Origin of the sequence: Streptomonospora arabica, assembly GCF_039531585.1 — a bacterium.
GTDB lineage: Bacteria > Actinomycetota > Actinomycetes > Streptosporangiales > Streptosporangiaceae > Streptomonospora > Streptomonospora halophila.
This window is the reverse complement of sequence record NZ_BAAAQI010000001.1, coordinates 421,825-440,276: the sequence shown is the minus strand read 5'-3', so window position 1 is coordinate 440,276 and position 18,452 is coordinate 421,825. Positions and strand designations below refer to the sequence as shown.

Annotated in this window: 15 protein-coding genes; 11 read left to right on the top strand and 4 right to left on the bottom strand. The window is 73.7% G+C overall.

Going from position 1 to position 18,452, the window contains the following annotated elements:
- Positions 1 to 31: 31 nt before the first annotated feature.
- Complete coding sequence (locus ABD284_RS01910; RefSeq protein WP_344140283.1) at positions 32 to 547, bottom strand: ATP-binding protein; 516 nt, start codon at positions 545 to 547, stop codon at positions 32 to 34.
- Positions 548 to 857: 310 nt separating this feature from the next.
- On the opposite strand from ABD284_RS01910, the gene ABD284_RS01905 reads away from it, so the two are divergent.
- The 3 genes from ABD284_RS01905 (at position 858) to ABD284_RS01895 (ending at position 3,193) form a co-directional block, all read left to right on the top strand.
- A complete protein-coding gene (locus ABD284_RS01905; protein ID WP_344140281.1) occupies positions 858 to 1,670 on the top strand; it encodes a helix-turn-helix domain-containing protein in 813 nt (270 codons plus the stop codon).
- Entirely contained in the window at positions 1,667 to 1,975 is a 309-nt protein-coding gene (locus ABD284_RS01900) for a DUF397 domain-containing protein (protein ID WP_344140279.1), read from the top strand. The genes ABD284_RS01905 and ABD284_RS01900 overlap by 4 nt, the downstream gene beginning before the upstream one ends.
- Before the next feature lie 228 nt (positions 1,976 to 2,203).
- Positions 2,204 to 3,193 (top strand): LacI family DNA-binding transcriptional regulator, encoded by a 990-nt coding sequence (locus ABD284_RS01895; protein ID WP_344140760.1) that lies wholly within the window; start codon positions 2,204 to 2,206, stop codon positions 3,191 to 3,193.
- Between the two features lie 244 nt (positions 3,194 to 3,437).
- Here ABD284_RS01895 and ABD284_RS01890 read toward each other — a convergent pair whose 3' ends face one another.
- Positions 3,438 to 3,869 (bottom strand): PPOX class F420-dependent oxidoreductase, encoded by a 432-nt coding sequence (locus ABD284_RS01890; RefSeq protein WP_344140277.1) that lies wholly within the window; start codon positions 3,867 to 3,869, stop codon positions 3,438 to 3,440.
- Between the two features lie 366 nt (positions 3,870 to 4,235).
- Here ABD284_RS01890 and ABD284_RS01885 point away from each other — a divergent pair, with 366 nt between their 5' ends.
- From ABD284_RS01885 to ABD284_RS01875, 3 genes are all read left to right on the top strand, one after another.
- Entirely contained in the window at positions 4,236 to 5,456 is a 1,221-nt protein-coding gene (locus ABD284_RS01885) for an MFS transporter (protein ID WP_344140275.1), read from the top strand.
- 829 nt (positions 5,457 to 6,285) lie between these two features.
- Entirely contained in the window at positions 6,286 to 6,753 is a 468-nt protein-coding gene (locus ABD284_RS01880; RefSeq protein ID WP_344140273.1) for a nuclear transport factor 2 family protein, read from the top strand.
- 667 nt (positions 6,754 to 7,420) lie between these two features.
- Complete coding sequence (locus ABD284_RS01875) at positions 7,421 to 8,701, top strand: PP2C family protein-serine/threonine phosphatase (protein ID WP_344140271.1); 1,281 nt, start codon at positions 7,421 to 7,423, stop codon at positions 8,699 to 8,701.
- Between the two features lie 337 nt (positions 8,702 to 9,038).
- Here the strand turns inward: ABD284_RS01875 and ABD284_RS01870 are convergent, their stop codons facing one another.
- Positions 9,039 to 10,769, bottom strand: coding sequence for a DEAD/DEAH box helicase (locus ABD284_RS01870; RefSeq protein ID WP_344140269.1), 1,731 nt, complete (start codon positions 10,767 to 10,769; stop codon positions 9,039 to 9,041).
- 160 nt (positions 10,770 to 10,929) lie between these two features.
- Complete coding sequence (locus ABD284_RS01865; protein ID WP_344140267.1) at positions 10,930 to 11,883, bottom strand: LysR family transcriptional regulator; 954 nt, start codon at positions 11,881 to 11,883, stop codon at positions 10,930 to 10,932.
- A 217-nt stretch (positions 11,884 to 12,100) separates the two neighbouring features.
- On the opposite strand from ABD284_RS01865, the gene ABD284_RS01860 reads away from it, so the two are divergent.
- The 5 genes from ABD284_RS01860 (at position 12,101) to ABD284_RS01840 (ending at position 18,403) form a co-directional block, all read left to right on the top strand.
- Positions 12,101 to 13,399, top strand: coding sequence for an MFS transporter (locus tag ABD284_RS01860; protein WP_344140265.1), 1,299 nt, complete (start codon positions 12,101 to 12,103; stop codon positions 13,397 to 13,399).
- Positions 13,400 to 13,571: 172 nt separating this feature from the next.
- Positions 13,572 to 14,534 (top strand): MBL fold metallo-hydrolase, encoded by a 963-nt coding sequence (locus ABD284_RS01855; RefSeq protein ID WP_344140263.1) that lies wholly within the window; start codon positions 13,572 to 13,574, stop codon positions 14,532 to 14,534.
- A 35-nt stretch (positions 14,535 to 14,569) separates the two neighbouring features.
- On the top strand, positions 14,570 to 16,273 hold the full coding sequence (locus ABD284_RS01850) for an FAD-dependent monooxygenase (RefSeq protein WP_344140261.1): 1,704 nt from the start codon (positions 14,570 to 14,572) through the stop codon (positions 16,271 to 16,273).
- Positions 16,248 to 17,450: a homogentisate 1,2-dioxygenase gene (locus tag ABD284_RS01845; RefSeq protein WP_344140258.1), complete on the top strand. Its 1,203-nt coding sequence runs from the start codon at positions 16,248 to 16,250 to the stop codon at positions 17,448 to 17,450. Before ABD284_RS01850 ends, ABD284_RS01845 begins: the two co-directional genes overlap by 26 nt.
- Entirely contained in the window at positions 17,447 to 18,403 is a 957-nt protein-coding gene (locus ABD284_RS01840; protein ID WP_417788250.1) for a hypothetical protein, read from the top strand. The genes ABD284_RS01845 and ABD284_RS01840 overlap by 4 nt, the downstream gene beginning before the upstream one ends.
- Positions 18,404 to 18,452: the final 49 nt, after the last annotated feature.

The following is an 18,452-nucleotide window of genomic DNA, read 5'->3' as shown; positions in this document are numbered from 1 at the left end:
CGGCGTTGCGGCGCCGCGCCGGCGCCTCCGGTCACATGCGGGCGTCGCCGCCGTCGCCCCGCCGGGGCGGGGCGAACGGGTTGCCGGCCTCGTAGGTCCGGCCGGGGCGTCGCCTTCGGCGGGGGAGCGGCGGCGCAGCGCGGTCCGGCCACATCAGCCGGAAGTAGGCGCCGCGCCCCAGGCAGCGCGGCCCCCAGGCGTCGGCGAAGGCGGCGACGAGCGCGAGGCCGCGCCCGGACTCCTCGTCGGGCGAGGCCGTGCGCTGCCGGGGTACGCGGGCGCCGAGCGGTCCGTCGTCCTCGACCTCCACGCGCAGGGCGCCGACGGCCAGCGACAGCCGCACGTTGTACCCGCCGCCGTCGCCGCTGCGGGTGTGGCGCAGGGCGTTGGTCGCCAGCTCGGAGAGCAGGAGGACGGCGGTGGCGCGCGTGTCGTCGGGGACGGGGCGGTCGCCGGCGGTGCGGCGGTGCAGCAGGTCGTCGAGCCAGTTCCGGGCGTCGGCGACGTTCTCGGGCCTGCCGGGGAAGGAGGCGCTGTAGACGTCCATGGTCAGCGCACCTCCGCGTTCGGCGTGCGAAGCGCGGCCAGGCGCAGCACATAGGGGCGAATTCGGGCGGACCGCCGTCGGCGGATATTCTTGGGCATGAAGTCCTCACCTGGTCTGCTCAGGTCGCGGGCTGAGGCCCTGTCCGGTGTGTGCAGCACCGGGCAGGGCCGTTTTACGCACGCACTGCCGATTGGGGTGTGCAGTAGAACACTTGCAGCACTTCGACGGCGCTTCCAGGCGATCTACTCTCTAGGAGAGATCTGTCGAAACGCGTGGACGAGAGTTCAGCCAGTGTGCTGAACTGTTCACTATGGTTCAGAAAATTGATCCGCTCTGGCTCCGCTTCGGAAGGCAGCTTCGCTGGATGAGGGAGCAGGCCGGGGTATCGCAAGATCAGCTCGCAAAGGCGCTGAATGTTTCGCCCTCGATGCTGAGTGCGATGGAACGCGGCACCAGAGGCACCAAATCGGAATATCTGGATCAGATCGAACAGATTCTCAACACAGGTGGCCAGGTCCGCCAGCTATGGGAGCGTGTGACTGGAAGTAACGCGTTCCCTGAGTGGTTTCGGGACATCGAGCAGCTTCAGCGCAGAGCGTCTGAAATAAGGGAGTACCACCCTCTGCTGGTTCCTGGACTGCTGCAGTCGGAAGAGTACGCTCGCGCGATCATCCGGCTCGGATATCCGACGAGCAGTACTTCGGAGATCGACGAACAGGTGAAGGCTCGGATTGGCAGGCAGGCGATCCTTGCGTCAGATCGTCCTCCACTCCTCCTGGTCGTGCTGGATGAAATGGTGCTCCGCCGTCCCTTCGGAGGGAGTGCCACGATGACCTGCCAGTTGGACCACTTGCTGGGACTGTCTGACCAGCCGCACGTCGTTGTGCAGGTAGTCCCGTTTGCCACGGAGCAGCACCCGGGGTTGGATGGCGCCTTCACGTTGATGACGCTTCCCGGTCAGTCCGAGATCTTGTACCTGGAGACTCGCATATCGGGCACACCGGTGGACGAAACCGATGGAGTTCAGGAGTACTCGCGAGTCTTCGGTGAACTCAGAGGCGCGGCCCTTCCCCCGAAGGCATCGCGCGAGCTTATAGGGAAGATCCGAGGAGAGTTTCTGTGAGAGCGATCGACGGGACGTGGCGCAAGTCCAGCTACAGCAACTCCAAGGGCGGCAACTGCGTCGAGATGGCCACGGCCTGGCGCAAGTCCAGCTACAGCAACGACACCGGCGGCGAATGCGTGGAGATGGCCGTTCCTTGGCGCAAGTCGAGCCGCAGTGGAGCGACCAACGAGTGTGTGGAGGTGCGTCCGGGAACCCCAGAGGTGAAGGTCCGCGACACTCAGCACCGCGACCACGGCCACCTCGCCTTCCCCGCCGCCGAGTGGTCCGCGTTCCTCAAGGACCTCAAGGACCGCCGACTCTGACCGCCCTCCGATCCGCCCCGCTCAACGCCCCTCGCGCCCGGCCGGACCCTCCGGCCGGTCCGCCGGGCGGCGAATTTTAACGTGCTAAGGTGAAATCCACCGACCCCCACGGCGGTTATCCTCGCCACGGTGCGGAGCCCCACCGCCCGCAGCCGGTCGGAAAGTAGAGGCAGGGTGCCGGACTCGAAGCGCACAGGCGGGGCCGCGGAGCCCAAGCGGCGGCCGACCATGGGCGACGTCGCGGCTCGCGTCGGCGTGTCCCGGCAGCTGGTGTCGCTGGTCATGCGCGACGCGGTCGGGCCCAGCGACGAGACCCGCCGCCGCGTGCGCGAGGCCGCCGAGGAGCTGGGCTATCGCCCGCACACGGCGGCGCAGCTGCTGCGCCGCACGCGCAGCCGCCAGATCGGCGTCCTGTTCGACATGGACCAGCCGCACAACGTCGAGCTGGTCGAGGGCCTCTACGCCTGCGCCCAGGACGTCGGCTACGGCATCGCGCTCAGCGCCGACGTGCCGTGCCGCGACGAGCGGCAGGCGATCGAGGAGCTGCTCGGCCTGCGCAGCGAGGCCCTCATCCTCACCGGCCTGTCCTCCGGCCCCTCGCCCGAGCTGGCCCGGGTGGCCGAGCAGGTGCCCGTGGTCGAGATGAGCCGCAGCGCCTCGGTGCCGGGGGCCGACCTCGTGCGCACCTCCGAGGCGCCGGGCATGAGCAGGGCCATCGGCTACCTCGCCGACCTGGGCCACCGCGACATCGTGCACGTCGACGGCGGCGCCGCGCGCGAGGCCGAGGAGCGCCGCAGCGGCTACCGCGACGCCATGCGCCGGCACGGGCTCGCCGACCGCGCGCGCGAGCTGCCCGGCGCGTTCACCGAGGAGTCCGGCGCCCGCGCCGCACGCGAGCTGCTCGCCCGCGACACGCTTCCCACCGCGGTGGTCACCGCCAACGACCGCTGCGCCCGCGGTCTGCTGGATGTCTTCGTGCGCGCCGGTGTGCGGGTGCCGGAGGATGTGTCGGTGATCGGCTACGACGACAGCCGGCTGGCCCATCTGTCGTTTCTCGACCTGACGTCGGTGCGCCAGGACTCCGCCCAGCTCGCCGAGCTCGCTGTGCAGGCGGTGACCGAACGCCTCGACGAAGGGCGTACGAGCGCCAAGGAGTTCGTGATCACCCCGACCCTCACCGTCCGCGGAACCACGGGCCCGGCGCGGACGGCGGAGTAGCGCCGCCTGGATCGGGCCCCTTGAGCCCGCGCCCGGCAGGCGGGGCCGCGCCGTCCGGTCCCGTCTGCCCGGTCCCGTCCGCGGAGCCGCTGACCGCGCAGACACCCGGCCGGAGACGCGGCGGGGCGCGCCTCGCAAGGAGTGCGGCCTTCCGCCGGGAGCCGACTCGGTGCGCCGGCTCCCGGCGGACCGGCTCCGCCTCCGGGTGAGCCGACCGGCTCCGCCGCTCCCGCAGCGGAGCCCGTCAGCGGACCCGCTGGCCGTACACCCGCTGGACCGCCATCGACATCAGAACCCTGCGGTCGGCGACCATGACCGACCGGTACTCGTCCCAGTCCGGGTGCTCCCCGGCCGCCCGGCGGTAGTAGTCCACCAGAGCGTCGACTTCAGGTCCGGCGGGGTCGGTCCCCGGGCCGGTGAGCTGTACCGGCCCCTCGGCGGTGGCCCACGCCCAGCCGTCCGGCGCGGTGACCTCCAGCGCGGCGCGCGGGTCGCGGCGCAGGTTGGCCGTCTTGGCGCGGCCCTCGGTCAGCGACACGAGGACGGCGCCGGCGTTTCGGTCGTAGAAGGGCGTGACGGGCGAGAGCTGCGGAAGGCCGTCCGCCTTGATCGTCGCGAGGACTCCGAGCCGGCTTTCGGCCAGCAGGTCGTGCGGGTCGAACGTCGTTTGCGTCATATCCGGGCAAGCGCTTCCGGATCCGGCCTATTCCCCGCAGGCCGGCGGCGCGCGCCCGGCGCTTTCGTCCTGCGTGTGGGAAGCGCGTCTCACGCCCCCGTGACCGACCTCATCGCCGCCGGCGGCAATCTCAGGGCTGCAGGTGTTGGCACGTGCTAGGTCGTCGTGGTTGTCTAGAAGTGCGCACTTCGGGAGGCTCCGCCGGGCGCAGAGCCGCAGCGGCGAACGGACCTCCGCCTTGCCCCGGGGCCGCCCTTCCCGCGTGCACCCCGACGACCCCGCTCCAGCACGCCCGCACGCCGCGCAGCCGGCGGCGGGCTCCGGAACCGCGCGAATCCCATCGCAAGCGAAAGGCCTGGCCCACCCATGCGTCTCGCCCTGCTCGCCATGGCCATCGGAGCCTTCGGCATCGGTACGACCGAGTTCGTCATCATGGGGCTGCTGCCCGAGGTCTCCGCGGATCTGGGCGTATCGGTCGCCGCGGCAGGCAACCTCATCGCCGGCTACGCCATCGGTGTCGTCGTCGGCGCGCCCCTGCTCACCGTCCTCAGCACACGCCTGCCGCGCCGGACCGCCCTCCTACTGTTCATGGGCCTCTTCGCGGTCGGCAACCTGCTTACGGCCGTGGCGCCCCAGTTCGAATCCGTCCTCGGGTTCCGCGTGCTGACCGGGCTGCCGCACGGCGCCTACTTCGGCGCCGCGGCCGTCGTGGCGGCGCAGCTCGCCGAGCCCGGGCGGCGGGCGCGCAACGTCGCCCGCGTGTTCCTCGGCCTGACCGTCGCCAACATCGTCGGTGTGCCCGTGGGCACCTGGCTCGGCCAGGAGCTGGGCTGGCGCGCGACGTTCGGCGTCGTCGCCGCCATCGGGGCCGTCGCCGTGGCGGGCATCGCGCTCTTCGTGCCCAAGCTGCCCAAGCCGGCGGGCGTGCGCCTGCGCCACGAGCTGTCCGAGCTCGCCGGCCGGCAGGTCGTCCTCGGCCTGCTGACGATCGTGCTCGGCTGCTCCGGTGTCTTCGCGGTCTACACCTACATCGCGCCGACGATGAAGGAGCTGGCCGGCTACTCCGAAGCCGGCGTGACCGGCATTCTGGCCCTCTTCGGGGTCGGCATGACGCTGGGCTCGCTCCTCGGCGGACGCATGGCCGACCGCGCCCTGCGCCCGTCGGTGTACGCCTCGCTGGCCCTGCTGGCGCTGGTGCTGCTGCTGTTCTCCTTCGCCGCGCACAACCCCTGGACCGCGGCGGTCGGGGTCGTGGCGCTCGGCGTGGCCACCTTCGCGGCCTGCACCGTCATCCAGGTGTTCCTGATGACCAAGGCCGAGCGGGCGCCCAGCCTCACGTCGGCCTCCAACCAGGCGGCGTTCAACATGGCCAACGCCCTCGGCGCGTGGATCGGCGCCGGGGTCATCGGCGCGGGCCTCGGTTACGCCGCGCCCGCTCTGGCCGGCGCCGCGATGGCCTTCGTCGGACTGGCGCTGGCCCTCGCCGCCGGCTACCTCGACCGCCCCCGCCCGCCGCGCGCGTCCGCTCCGCAGGCGCCCGCGCGGGAAGCGGAGCTGGTCTCCGCCGGGACCGACCCCACCCACTGACCCGCCCGCCGACCGCCCCCAGCCGCGCCCGCGCCGGGGCCGGGGGCGGCGGACGGGGGATGATCCGCTCGGGCGGCACGTCGCGCGCCTGAAGAAGCGCTTCGAGGGCCGAAAGGGCGTCGAGTCGGAGGCCGGGCCGGGGCCGCGCGTGTTCACGTACAGGTCGCCGTCCGGGTGGTGGGAGCGAACCCGAAGCGCCCCGTGAAGGTCCGGCGCCGTCTTGCCGACTCCGCGGGCTCCGTCGATCACCGACACGCCTCCGGCCCCGCCGTCCGGAGGGTCCCGGTCCCGGCTCCGTCTGCGAAGGCCGGTTCCAAGGCGTCATGCCACGTGATCACCGGGCTGCGACTCCCGAATCCGGTGAGCGCAAGGGGCGTCGGCGGGGTGCGGAGCCGGTGGTCAGGGGGCGCGGGCGTCTCGCCGGTGTCGCCTTTCGGGGGCCACCGCCCTCAACTCGGGGTGAGCGGCTTAGGGGTTCCTGACCGGTGCCGGGCACGCGGAACGGTGTCGCCTTGCAGGTTCCCCAATCCCCGATACGGCAACGGGCTACCGATGCGCGTGCCGACCGAATGCGGCGGGGGTGATTGCCAGAGGCTGTCGGCTCTGCGGCCGTCCCCGGTCCTGCCGGGCGGGGGCGGCCGCCGAAGGCTCAACCGAGGAGGGCCCCGGCCGCGGCCCGTGCCTCACGGGCGGACGCGGCGTCGCCGGTGACGCCGGCGGTGACGATGGCCCCTTCGGCGAGGAGGTACACCGGCTCGACGTCGAGAACGACCGTTCTCTAGCGTAGCCACCTGTCGAGAATGCTCGTTCTCTATTGTGGGAGGCCGCCGTGCCCGAGTCCCGCCCGCCGTACCCGCCGTTCGACGAAGAGGCCGCGCTGCAGAAGGTCCAGGCCGCAGAGGATGCGTGGAACACCCGCGACCCCGAGCGCGTGGCCCTGGCCTACACACCGGACTCGGTCTGGCGCAACCGCGACCGCTTCCTCACCGGGCGCGCGGAGATCGCGGCGTTCCTGACCGCCAAGTGGGAGCGGGAGCTGGACTACGCCCTGCGCAAGAGCCTGTGGAGCTTCGACGGCAACCGCATCGCGGTCCGTTTCCAGTACGAGTGCCACGACGCCGCGGGGCAGTGGTGGCGCAGCTACGGAAACGAGATGTGGGAGTTCGACGACAACGGCCTGATGCGGCGCCGGGAGGCGAGCATCAACGACGTCGCGATCGACGAGGCCGACCGGAGGATCTTCGGGCCCCGGCCCAAATACGAGCACGACCTCGACCTCGAACTGCGCCTTCAGTGAGCGCACCCGGCCCGCATGCAGCCTCCGCCTTCAGGGCGGGGCGCTTCGGCTCGTGCCGACCGGCCGCCGATCGCCGAAGCGCGGTCGGCGGTCGCTCACCTGCTCGCCCCTCCGCGGCGGCCGGCCGCTCCGGCGGCTGGGGTTCCTCGCGTCCCGGATGCGGCGGACCCGCCGCACGACGCCGGCGTGGTGGGAGCTGCGGGGCTCTGCCGCTCCGGTCGGGACCGAGGCCGCCGGGGACGTGACCGCGGGGACCGCCGCGGCCCTCCTGGCCGCCGTCCAGTGGCGCGGCCGGGGGCCTGTTCGCCGGTGCGTGGCTCGGACTGGTGTTCGGCGCCGCGTTCGACCTCGCCTACGCCGGTCTGCACCGGGCGCGGTCCTCGTGCACGCCCTCCACGCCGCTCCGCCTGTGGCTCGCCGCGGGCGGCCGCGTCCCGCTGCGGCCGGCCGAGTTCCGCGTCGATGCACGCAAGGGAGGTGCTGCGGCAGTTCGGCGCCCACCACCGGATCCGCCACGCGGCGCTGAAGCGCCATTCGCCGTCGCGCGAGCCGCTGCGAGGCCCGCAGGCATGCCCGCGGCAGGGAAGACGCCCGCTGGTCTCCGCGGGCTTGCGCGCGGTTCCCGGCGGGTTCGGACGGTTAGTCGCCGGGGTGAGGAGGTGGCGACATGGCCGACGGTGCGCTTGATCCCGGGGAGGCGCAGGAGGGGCTGGAGCGGACACTGGCCGATCTGCGGCTGATGGCCGACGTCAGTGCGGCGCTGGTGAGCAGCCTGGACGCCGGCGACGTGCTGGGGCGCCTCGCCCGGCTGGCGGTGCCCGCGCTGGCCGACTGGTGCGCGGCCTACCTCGTCGCCGACGGCGTGAGCCGGGTGGCCGTGGTCCACCGCGATCCCGACGTCGAGCCGCCGTCCGGCGCCGAGGGGCCGATGCCCAGCCCGGACCCGCTCTCGGAGAATCCGGTCGAGCGGGTGCTGGCGGGCGACGGGCCGCTGCTGGCTGACCAGGGCTCCGCGCCGACCAGCGACCTCGCCCGCGCCCACCGCGAACTCACCGACGCCCTGGGCCTGCACACCGAGGTCCTCGTCCCGCTGCAGGCCCGCCGGCGCGTGCTCGGCGCTCTCAGCCTCGTACGCGCCGCCCCCGACCGCCCGTTCACCGACGACGACCTCCAGTTGGTCGGGGACATCGCCCACCACGCCGCATTGGCCCTGGACAACGCGCGGCTGTACGCGGCCCAGCGCGACGCGGCGCAGCGGCTGCAGCGGGCGCTGCTGCCCGAACTGCCCTCCCTGGGCCGACTCCAGTTGGCCGCGCGCTACGCCCCCGCGCAGGAGGGCGCGGAGGTGGGCGGCGACTGGTACGACGCGTTCGTGCTGCCCGACGGCGCGCCCACGCTGACCGTGGGCGACGTCAGCGGCCACGACCTCACCGCCGCGGTGCAGATGTCGCGGCTGCAGAGCATGCTGCGCACCCTGGCCTGGGAGCACCGCGAGCCGCCCAGCGCGATCATGCGCCGCCTCGACGGCCTGGTGCAGTATTACTCGGAGCACACGGCCACCGCCGTCTACGGCCGCCTCGAAGGCGCGGACGGCGGCCCGCTGGTCTTCCGCTGGACCAACGCCGGCCACTACCCGCCGCTGCTGGTCGCCGGGGACGGCGCGACGCGGTTTTTGGACGACGACGGCGACGTGCTGCTGGGCACGGGCGCCGACCCGGAGCGCCGCGACATCGTCACGGAGCTGCCCCGCGGTTCCACGCTGCTCATCTACACCGACGGCCTGGTGGAGCGCCGCGGCGAGGACGTCGACCGCGGCATGGTCCGCCTGCGCCAGCAGGCCGCCCAGGCCGCCGGCGAGCCGCCCGGCGCGCTGTGCGACGGCCTCCTGGAGCACACGCCCGAACCCGCGGAGGACGACGTCGTCCTCCTGGCCGTGCGAGTACCGTGAGAGCCCGCCCGTGCGGCGGAGCGGCGTCGGCACAGCGGCGGCGTGCGCTCCGGCGCTGCGCGCGGTCGTGCCCCGTTGCCGCGGCCTTTGCGGCGGTGGGCCGGGGGGACGGCGGGTTGGCGGATAATTCCGGGCGGGTTCCGCGACCCGCGGGCGCCTGCTCACGGAATGTCGTACCCGCCTGCCACGCTCGTGTCGATCGTCCGGCCGCACCAACGCGGACCGGCGCGCGGTCGGGCCTGCCGGCGGGGGACGGAACCGCCGGCGGGTGCCCCGCCGTGCGACCGCTTCCCCCGCTCGCCCGGTGGTCCGCGCTACCGGCGGTCTGGTCGCCGGCCTACTGCTTGGCGTCCTTGTCGCGGCGCACGATCGTCTTTCGGCCCTTGATGGTGGTGCCCTTCAGGGCCGAGATGACGTCGTCGGCGGCGTCGGAGGGCACCTCGACCAGCGAGAACCGCTCGGCGATCTCGATGTGGCCGATGTCGCGGCCGCGCAGCTCGGACTCGCCGGTGATCGCACCCACGAGGTCCTGCGGGCGCACCTTCGCGCCGCGGCCGGCCCCGATGAACAGGCGCGTCATCCCGCCGGCGGGCCCGCGGGCGCTCCGCTGGCCCTCGCGCTCGCCGCGCCGTCCGCCTTCGCGACGGGCGCCCCGGCCCTTGTCCTTCTGCTCCGGCTTGATGCTGACCTCGGGGATCTCCTCCTCGTTGTCCACCGCGCCGCCGGTGGACTCGTGGGCGAGCTTGACCGCCGCCAGCGCCACCTCCATCACGTCGAACTCGTCGGCCAGCGTCTCGACCACCACGCGGAAGTGCTCGCGGTCGTCCTCGGCGTCGTCGTCGAGCAGCGACTCGCGCAGCGCCCCGCTGGTCAGCTCCAGGCGGCGGGCCCGGATGTCGGCGACGGTGGGGATCTTCTCCACCGTGATCGTGTAGTCGGTGGCCCGTCGGATGCTCTTGAGCATGCGGTGTTCGCGCGGCTCCACCAGAGTGATGGCCACGCCTTCGCGGCCCGCCCGGCCCACGCGGCCGATGCGGTGCACGTAGGAGTCGGGCGCCGAGGGCACGTTGTAGTTGACCACGTGCGACAGGTGCTCGATGTCCAGCCCGCGCGCGGCCACGTCGGTGGCCACGACCAGGTCGGTGGTGCCGGCGCGCAGCCGCCCCAGGGTGCGGTCCCGCTGCTCCTGGCTCATTCCGCCGTGCAGCGCCTCCGAGCGGTGCCCGCGCCCGTTGAGCACCTCGGTGAGCTGGTCGACCTCCTCGCGGGTGCGGCAGAAGACGATCGCCGCGGTGGGCGACTCCACGTCCAGCAGCCGACCGATGGCGGCGGGCTTGTGCGCCCGCGGCACCACGTAGGCGCTCTGGCGCACCAGCGGCGCCTCGCCGACCTCGCGGGTCTCGCGGGCGATCTGGATGCGCACCGGGTCGGTGAGGTTCCCGCTGGCCATCTGCTCGATGCGCGGCGGCATGGTCGCCGAGAACAGCACGGTCTGGCAGTCCTTGGGGATCTCCTCCATGATCGCCTCGATGTCCTCGGCGAAGCCCATGTCGAACATCTCGTCGGCCTCGTCGAGCACCGTCATGACCAACTCGCCCAGGTCGAGCGTGCCCCGCCCCAGGTGGTCCAGCGCCCGACCGGGGGTGGCCACCACGACGTCGACCCCGCGCTCCAGCCCGCGGATCTGGCGGCCGATGGGCTGCCCGCCGTAGACGGGCAGCACGCGCACGCCCATGTCGCGGCCGTAGCGGTGCACCGCCTCGCAGACCTGCACGGCCAGCTCCCGGGTGGGCACGAGCACCAGCGCCATGGGGGCCGCGCCCTCGCGCCCCTCCGGCCGCTCGGCCATGCGCTGCAGGATCGGCAGCGCGAAGGCGGCGGTCTTGCCGGTGCCGGTGGCGGCCTGGCCGAGCAGGTCGCGCCCCTCGACCAGGTGCGGGATGGCCTCGCGCTGGATGGGGGTGGGCTCCTCGTAGCCGAGCCGCACGAGCGCGCCGAGGAGCTCCTCCCGCAGCGGGAGGTCGGCGAAGCCGGGAACGGCGTCGGCGTCGGCGTCAGTGGTGGACATGGTCGGACTCCTCGTGCGGGCTACGGCGTGTACTGGTCGGTGTCGGCGGCAGACGCCGCCAGGGAATGTTCCCACTTCCCGGGCGCTTCGCGGACCCCGGGCGGGCGCATAGCGGCCGTGCGATCGCCCTCATCGTGCCGCTTCCCGCGTCGGCGGCCCGCTACGCCTGGGACTCCTGCGCCCCGAACGGCTCCGGCCGGGCGCCGGCGGGCAGCGCGGCCCGGCGGCAGTAGCGCAGGAACTCCTCGGCGCGGCGGTTCAGCGTCACCGCGCGCGGCCAGGCCAGCAGCACCGCCTCGGCGCGCACGGGCTCGGCGATCTCCTTGATGACCACCCGGAACCCCTCGTAGGTGCGGTCGTTGGAGGGGCGCTGTACCAGGATGCTGAAGCCCATACCGCGCCCCACCAGCGCGCGGGCGACCTCGTAGCTGGTGGGGCGGTAGCGCACGCGCGGCACCAGGCCGAAAGCGTGGCACAGCCCCAGCGCGTGGTGCGAGCTGGGCGCGGCGTCGAGCAGCACCATGGGCTCCTCGGCCAGTTCGTGCAGCGACACGGACTCCCGGTCGGCCAGCGGGTGATCGGCCGGAAGCAGGATGTGCGGACGCATGGTGAACAGCTCGGCGCGTGCCATCTCTGGCAGCACGTCCATGTCGTAGATGACCGCCAGGTCCAGTTCGCCGCTGAGCAACCGCCGCTGGAGCACGTCCTGGGTGGCCTCGGCGAAGTCCACGGTCAGACCGGGGTGCAGGGCGGAGAACCCCTGGAGCAGCGGCGGCAGCACCGTGGGCGCCAGCGTGACGTAGCAGCCCAGCGACAGCACCCCGGCCAGCGCACCCTCGCCCGCGCCCGCCTCGCCCTCCAGGTCCTCGGCCTGGCGCAGCAGTCGGCGTGCGCGGTGCAGCACCTGGGTGCCGGTGGGGGTGAGCGTGACGCCGTGGGCCTTGCGCCGCACGCACAGCTGCACCTTGAGCGCGCGCTCCAGGTCGTTGAGCGCCAGCGACACCGCCGGCTGGGAGATGTGCAGGCGCTGGGCCGCCTCGCTGATCGTCCCGGCTTCGGCGATCGCCACGAAGTAGGCGAGCTGGCGCAGGGAGAACCGCGGAGCACCACTCATAAGTTCCACTGATGCCACTCCCAAGTTTCCGATGCTTTACCAATGCAGTGATCGGGATCACCCTAGAGGGAGTGCGGTGACCCGAAGCACACCGGCCGGCCCGAGTGCGGCCGGAGGCGACGATCGGGCACCGCGGCAACCGGCAAGACCGACCGTCGACCCGCTACGCCGGCTCGCCCGCACCGGGTGGACCGACGAGCTCTGCGAGGTGCCGCCCATGCCCCCCGCCCCGTCCGCGCCCGCGGCCGCGAGCACGGCCCCCGTCCGCCCCTTCAAGGTGGCCGCCGCCAGCTTCATCGGTACCGCGGTGGAGTGGTACGACTACTTCATCTACGGCAGCGCCGCCGCGATCGTGTTCGGGCCGCTGTTCTTCCCCGAGTTCTCCTCGGTGGCCGGAACCCTGGCCGCCTTCGCCACGTTCTCCGTCGGCTTCCTGGCCCGCCCGCTGGGCGGAGTCGTCATGGGCCACTTCGGCGACCGGCTCGGCCGCAAGTCCATGCTGGTCACCTCCTTGATCATGATGGGCGCGGCCACGTTCGCCGTCGGGCTCCTGCCGACCTACCAGACCATCGGCGTGTGGGCGCCCGTGCTGCTGGTGGCGCTGCGCTTCGTCCAGGGCCTGGGCGTGGGCGGCGAGTGGGGCGGCGCCGTGCTGATGGCGGTCGAGCACGCCCCGCCCAAGCGGCGCGGCTTCTACGGCAGCTTCCCGCAGATGGGCGTGCCCGGCGGGCTGATCCTGGCCAACCTCGTGTTCCTGTCGACGTCGGCGGTCGTCAGCGACGACGCCTTCCTGGCGTGGGGTTGGCGCGTGCCGTTCCTGCTCAGCGCCGTGCTTGTCGCCGTAGGCCTGTTCATCCGCTTCCGCATCACCGAAAGCCCCGACTTCGTCGAGGTCAGCCGCAGCGGCGAGCGCGAGCGCATGCCCGTCGCGTCGGTGCTGCGGCACAACCCCAAAGAGGTGCTGCTGGCAGCGGGCGCGTTCATCGGCAACAACACGGTCGGCTACATCTTCATGGCCTACGCGCTGTCCTACACCACCACCGTGCTGGGCCTGGACCGCAGCCTGATGCTGGGCCTGACTCTGGCGGGCGCGCTGGTCTGGCTGGCTGCCATCCCCTGGGCGTCGGCCATGAGCGACAGGTACGGCCGGCGCCGGGTGCTGCTCGCGGGATCGGTGGGCCTGGCCGCCTGGGTACTCGTGTTCTTCGCGCTCATCGACACCGCGAGCACCGGGCTCATCCTCGTCGCGATGGTCGGCACCGCGTTCTTCCTCGGCGCCACCTACGGGCCCCTGGCCGCCCTGTTCTCCGAACTGTTCAGCGCCCGGGTGCGCTACAGCGGCGCGTCGCTGGGCTATCAGATCGGCTCGATCCTGGGCGGCGGCCTTGCGCCCACCGCCGCCACCGCGCTGTACGCGGCGTGGCACTCGTCCTGGCCGGTCACGGGCTACCTGTTCGCGGTGTGCCTGCTGAGCCTGGCCTGTCTGGCGGCGCTGACGCGCCCGGCGCGCCGCTGAGCCGGAGGCGCCCCGATCGGCTCCAATCGAACCCGGTACCCGCACGCGAATCCGACGGCCCGCCCAGAACCGAAACCGAAACCGAGACCGGCCCCGTCCGCCCCGCACGCACCGACCGCCGCGCACGGCCCACCGCCCGCACCGGCACCGCAGCAGCAGGAGGAGACATCCCATGGCAGCCAAACCGTTCGCGTCCTCGGCCGACCTCGGCGAGAAGGAGCAGACCCTGGAGGTCCTCGCCGACGGCGTATACGCGCTGACCGCCCAGGGCGACCCCAACATCGGCGCGATCGAGGGCGAGGACTTCCTGGTCTGCTTCGAGGCCCTCGCGACGCCCACCGCCGCACGCGAGTGGCTGGCGCGGCTGCGCGAGCACACCGACAAGCCGGTGCGCTACCTGGTGCTCTCGCACTACCACGCGGTGCGTGTGCTGGGCGCCAGCGCCTTCGGCGCCGACGTGATCGTCGCCCACGAGAAGACCCGCGAGCTCATCGCCGAGCGCGGCGAGGCGGACTGGGCCAGCGAGTTCGGCCGCATGCCGCGCCTGGCCAAGGACCCCGACTCGGTGCCCGGCCTGACCTGGCCGACCCTGACCTTCTCCGACCGCGCCTCCATCGAGCTGGGCGGCGACCGCGGACGGCTGGAGCTGCGCTACCTGGGCCGCGGCCACACGGAGGGCGACATCGTCGCCTGGCTGCCCCGGCAGCGCATCCTCTTCGCCGGCGACCTCGTCGAGGCCGAGGCCGCGCTCTACACCGGCGACGCGTTCCACCATGACTGGGCCGCAGGGACCCTCGACGGCGTCGCCGCTCTGCGTGCCGAGGCGCTCGTCGGCGGGCGCGGACCCGTCACCCGCGGGCGCGAGGCGGTCGACGCGGCCGTCGCCCAGACCCGCGACTTCCTCCGCACCATGATCGCCGAGGTGGGCGCGGTGCACGCGCGCGGCGGCTCCCTCAAGGACGCCTTCGCCGCCGCGCACGCGGCCCTGGTCGACGGCTACGGCCACTGGCCCATCTTCGAGCACTGCCTGCCCTTCGACGTCGCGCGGCTGTGGGACGAGCTGTCGGGGATCGAGCGCCCCGTCGTCTGGACCGCCGAACGCGACCGCGAGGTCTGGGACCGGCTCCAGGGCTGAGCACCCGTCGGAGACAGCGAGCGAACGGAGGCGACATGCCCGAGGCACCCGTACCGCCCCCCGCGCCGCCCGCCGACACCGGCGCGGCGCCCGAACCCGTGCTCGTGCTGGGCGCGGGGCCGGTCGGCCAGACCGCTGCGCTGCTTCTGGCGCGCTGGGGCGTGCCGGTGACCATCGTCGACGCCCGCCCCGAACGCGCCGCCGCCGGGTCCAAGGCCATCGTGCAGCAGCGCGACGTGCTCGACGTCTGGGACACCCTGGGCGCCGGCGCGGTCGCCGAGGAGGGGCTCACCTGGGACACCGCCCGCACCTTCTACCGCGACCGCGAGCTGTTCAGCGTCCGGCTGCGCGACCGCGGCGCCTCGCCCCTGCCGCCGTTCGTCAACCTCTCGCAGTCGCGCACCGAACGCATCCTGGACGAGCGCATCGCCGCCGCCGGGCTGCGGGTGCGCTGGAGCCACGAGGTCACCGCCATCGACCAGGACGCCTCCGGCGTGCGGGTGCGGTGCGCGACCCCCACCGGCGACGTCGAGCTGCGCGGCTCCTACGCGGTGGCGTGCCTGGGACCGCACGGGCGCGTGGCGCGCGAGGCGGTCGGCGCCGACTTCGGCGGCGCCAGCTTCGACGACCGGTTCCTCATCTGCGACATCCGCGCCGACCTGCCCGGCTGGGAGCGCGAGCGGCGGTTCTACTTCGACCCGCGATGGAACCCGGGCCGCCAGATCCTCATCCACCCCTGCCCCGACTCGGTCTTCCGCATCGACTGGCAGGTGCCGCCCGACTTCGACTTGGAGCGCGAGGAGGCCGAAGGCGGACTGGACCGGCGTATCCGCCAGATCATCGGCGACCGCCCCTATGAGATCGTGTGGCACTCGCTCTACCGGTTCCACACCCGGGTCGCCGACCCGATGGGCGCCGGACGGGTGCTGCTCGCCGGCGACTGCGCGCACCTGGTCGCCCCCTTCGGCGCGCGCGGCCTCAACTCCGGCGTGCACGACGCCGAGAACGCGGCCTGGAAGCTCGCGTTCGCCCTCAAGGGCTGGGCCGATCCCCGGCTGGTCGACACCTACGCCGCCGAGCGGCTGGCCGCCGCCCGCGACAACGCCGAGATCACCGGCGCCACCATGCGCTTCCTGGTGCCCCGCACCCCCGAGGAGCACGCGCACCGGTCGAGCGTGCTGGAGAGCGCGGCCTCCGACCCGCGGGCGGCCTCGCGGGTCGACTCCGGGCGGCTGTTCGAAGCCTTCTACTACACCGACTCGGCGCTGACCACCCCGTGCGCGGGCCGCCCCTTCCCGGGGCGCCCGCCGCGCGGCGAGCCCCCGGTGCCCTGCCCCGGCGTGCTCGTTCCCGACGTCCCCCTCAGCCTCGCGGAGCGGCCCGAAACCACCCGGCTGCGCACGCTGGCGCGCGAGGGCGTCACCGTGCTCGCCACCAGTGCGCGCGGCGCGCAGGCGGCCCGCGCCGCCGCGCGGCGGGCCACCCCCGCTCCCGTCAGCGCCCTGGTCCTCGCCGACGCCGACCCCACGGGCGCGCTGAGCGCGGCGCTGGACGCCCGCCCCGGCGAGGTGTGGCTGCTGCGCCCCGACGCCCACATCGCCGCGGTCTGCGACGAGGACGACACGGCGGCCGTCACCGCGGCCGTCCACACCTGCCTGGGCGGGGGCGCACCCGCCGCCGCGCGGGCTCCGCAACCAGGAGAGGAGCAGGACGGTGGCGTACTACCGGCGAGTGGGTGAGGTTCCGCCCACACGGCACACCCAGCACCGCACGCCCGAGGGCGGGCTGTACTACGAGGAGCTGATGGGCGAGGAGGGGTTCTCCTCGGACTCCTCGCTGCTGTACCACCGCAACATCCCCTCGGCGATCGTCGACGCCCGCCCGTGGGAGGTGCCCGACCAGGCGCGAACGCCCAACGCACCGCTCGTGCCGCGCCACCTCAAGCTGCACGGGCTCTTCGGCGAGGAGTGGAAGTCCGCCGACGCGGTGACCGGGCGGCGCCTGGTGCTGGGCAACGACGACGTGCGCCTGTCCTACGTCGTCGCGGGCGAGGCCTCGCCGCTGTACCGCAACGCCATCGGCGACGAGTGCGTGTACGTGGAGTCGGGCCGCGCGTCGGTGGAGACCGTGTTCGGCACCGTCGAGGCCGGCGAGGGCGACTACGTCCTGCTGCCGCGCGCCACCACGCACCGGTGGGTGCCCGAGGGCGGCGAGCCGCTGCGGGCCTATGCCATCGAGGCCAACAGCCATATCACCCCGCCCAAGCGCTACCTGTCGCGGTTCGGCCAGTTCCTGGAGCACGCGCCCTACTGCGAGCGCGACCTGCGCGGGCCGTCCGCGCCGCTGCTGGCCGAGGGCACCGACGTCGACGTGCTGATCAAGCACCGCGGCGGCGGCCCCGGCGGTATCGCCGGCACCCGCTACACCTACCCGGCCCACCCCTTCGACGTCGTGGGCTGGGACGGCTGCCTCTACCCGTACGTGTTCAACGTGGCCGACTTCCAGCCCATCACCGGGCGGGTGCACCAGCCACCGCCCGTGCACCAGGTCTTCGAGGGGCACAACTTCGTGGTGTGCAACTTCGTCCCGCGCAAGGTCGACTACCACCCGCTGTCGATCCCGGTGCCCTACTACCACTCCAACGTCGACTCCGACGAGGTCATGTTCTACTGCGGCGGCGACTACGAGGCCCGCAAGGGCTCGGGCATCGGCCCCGGCTCGATCTCGCTGCACCCGGGCGGGCACTCCCACGGCCCCCAGCCCGGGGCCTACGAGGCCAGCGTCGGCGTGCAGGCGTTCGAGGAGCTGGCCGTCATGGTCGACACCTTCCGCCCGCTGGATCTGGGCGAGGGCGGCCGGGCCGCCGAGGACCCGGGCTACGCCTGGACATGGGCCGGCGGCCGGAGGCCGCGGTGAGCCCGGAGCGCGCGCAGGGCGCCGGCCGGGCGGGCGGGGCGCCCGCCGGGGCGGGTGCGGCGACCGCGCCCGCCGGCACGCCCCCGCTGTATGCCGCGCTGCTGGACGACGCCGCGCTGTTCCCGCCGGGCGAGGCCCCGATGGACGAGGCCGTGGCCGGGCACCTGCGCTACCGCGTCGGCCCGCAGGCGCCGCTGACCGGGCCGTTCGTCGTGGCGGCCGGGCGCTTGGCCGAGCTGGGCCGGGTGCTGCGCGGGCATCCGGGCTCGCCGCTGGCCGTGTGCGTCACCGTGCCCGAGGGGCCGGGCGGGCTGGGGCCGGCGCTGGAGGAGGCGGCGGCGCTGCCTCTGGTCGAGCCGGTCGCGGTCGAGGTCGCCGCCGGGGCGGCCGGGGGCGGCGCCGACGGCGGAGAGGCCGCCGCGGAGGTGGCGCGGGCGGCCGCCGCGCTCGACCGGCACCTGCCCCGGAACGCGGCCGGGTTCGTCGAGCTGCCGCGCGGCGCCGACCCCGGACGGTGCCTCGACGCGCTCGCCGGCACCGCCCACCGCGCCAAGCTGCGCACGGGCGGTACGCGGGCCGACGCCTTCCCCGGCGAGGACGAGCTGGCCGGTGCGCTGTGCGCCGCCGCGGAGCGCGGCCGGGCGCTCAAGTGCACCGCCGGGCTGCACCACGCCGTCCGGTACACCGACCCCCGCACGGGGTTCGAGCACCACGGGTTCCTGAACGTGCTGCTGGCGGTGCACACAGCGCTGCGCGGCGGCGACCGCGCCGATGCCGCCGAGGTGCTGGCGCTGCGCGACGGTGCGCGCGCAGCGGCAGCGGCGGCCGGGCTCGGCGCGGAGGAGGCCGCCGCCGTCCGCGCCCTGTTCTCCTCGTTCGGCACCTGCAGCGTGCTGGAGCCGCTGGGCGACCTGGTGGCCCTCGGCCTGCTCTCGCCCGCGGTACTGGAGTGACCCCCGCCTCCGCCCGCGCCGCCACCTGCACCGCAGCGGGTGAGGCCGG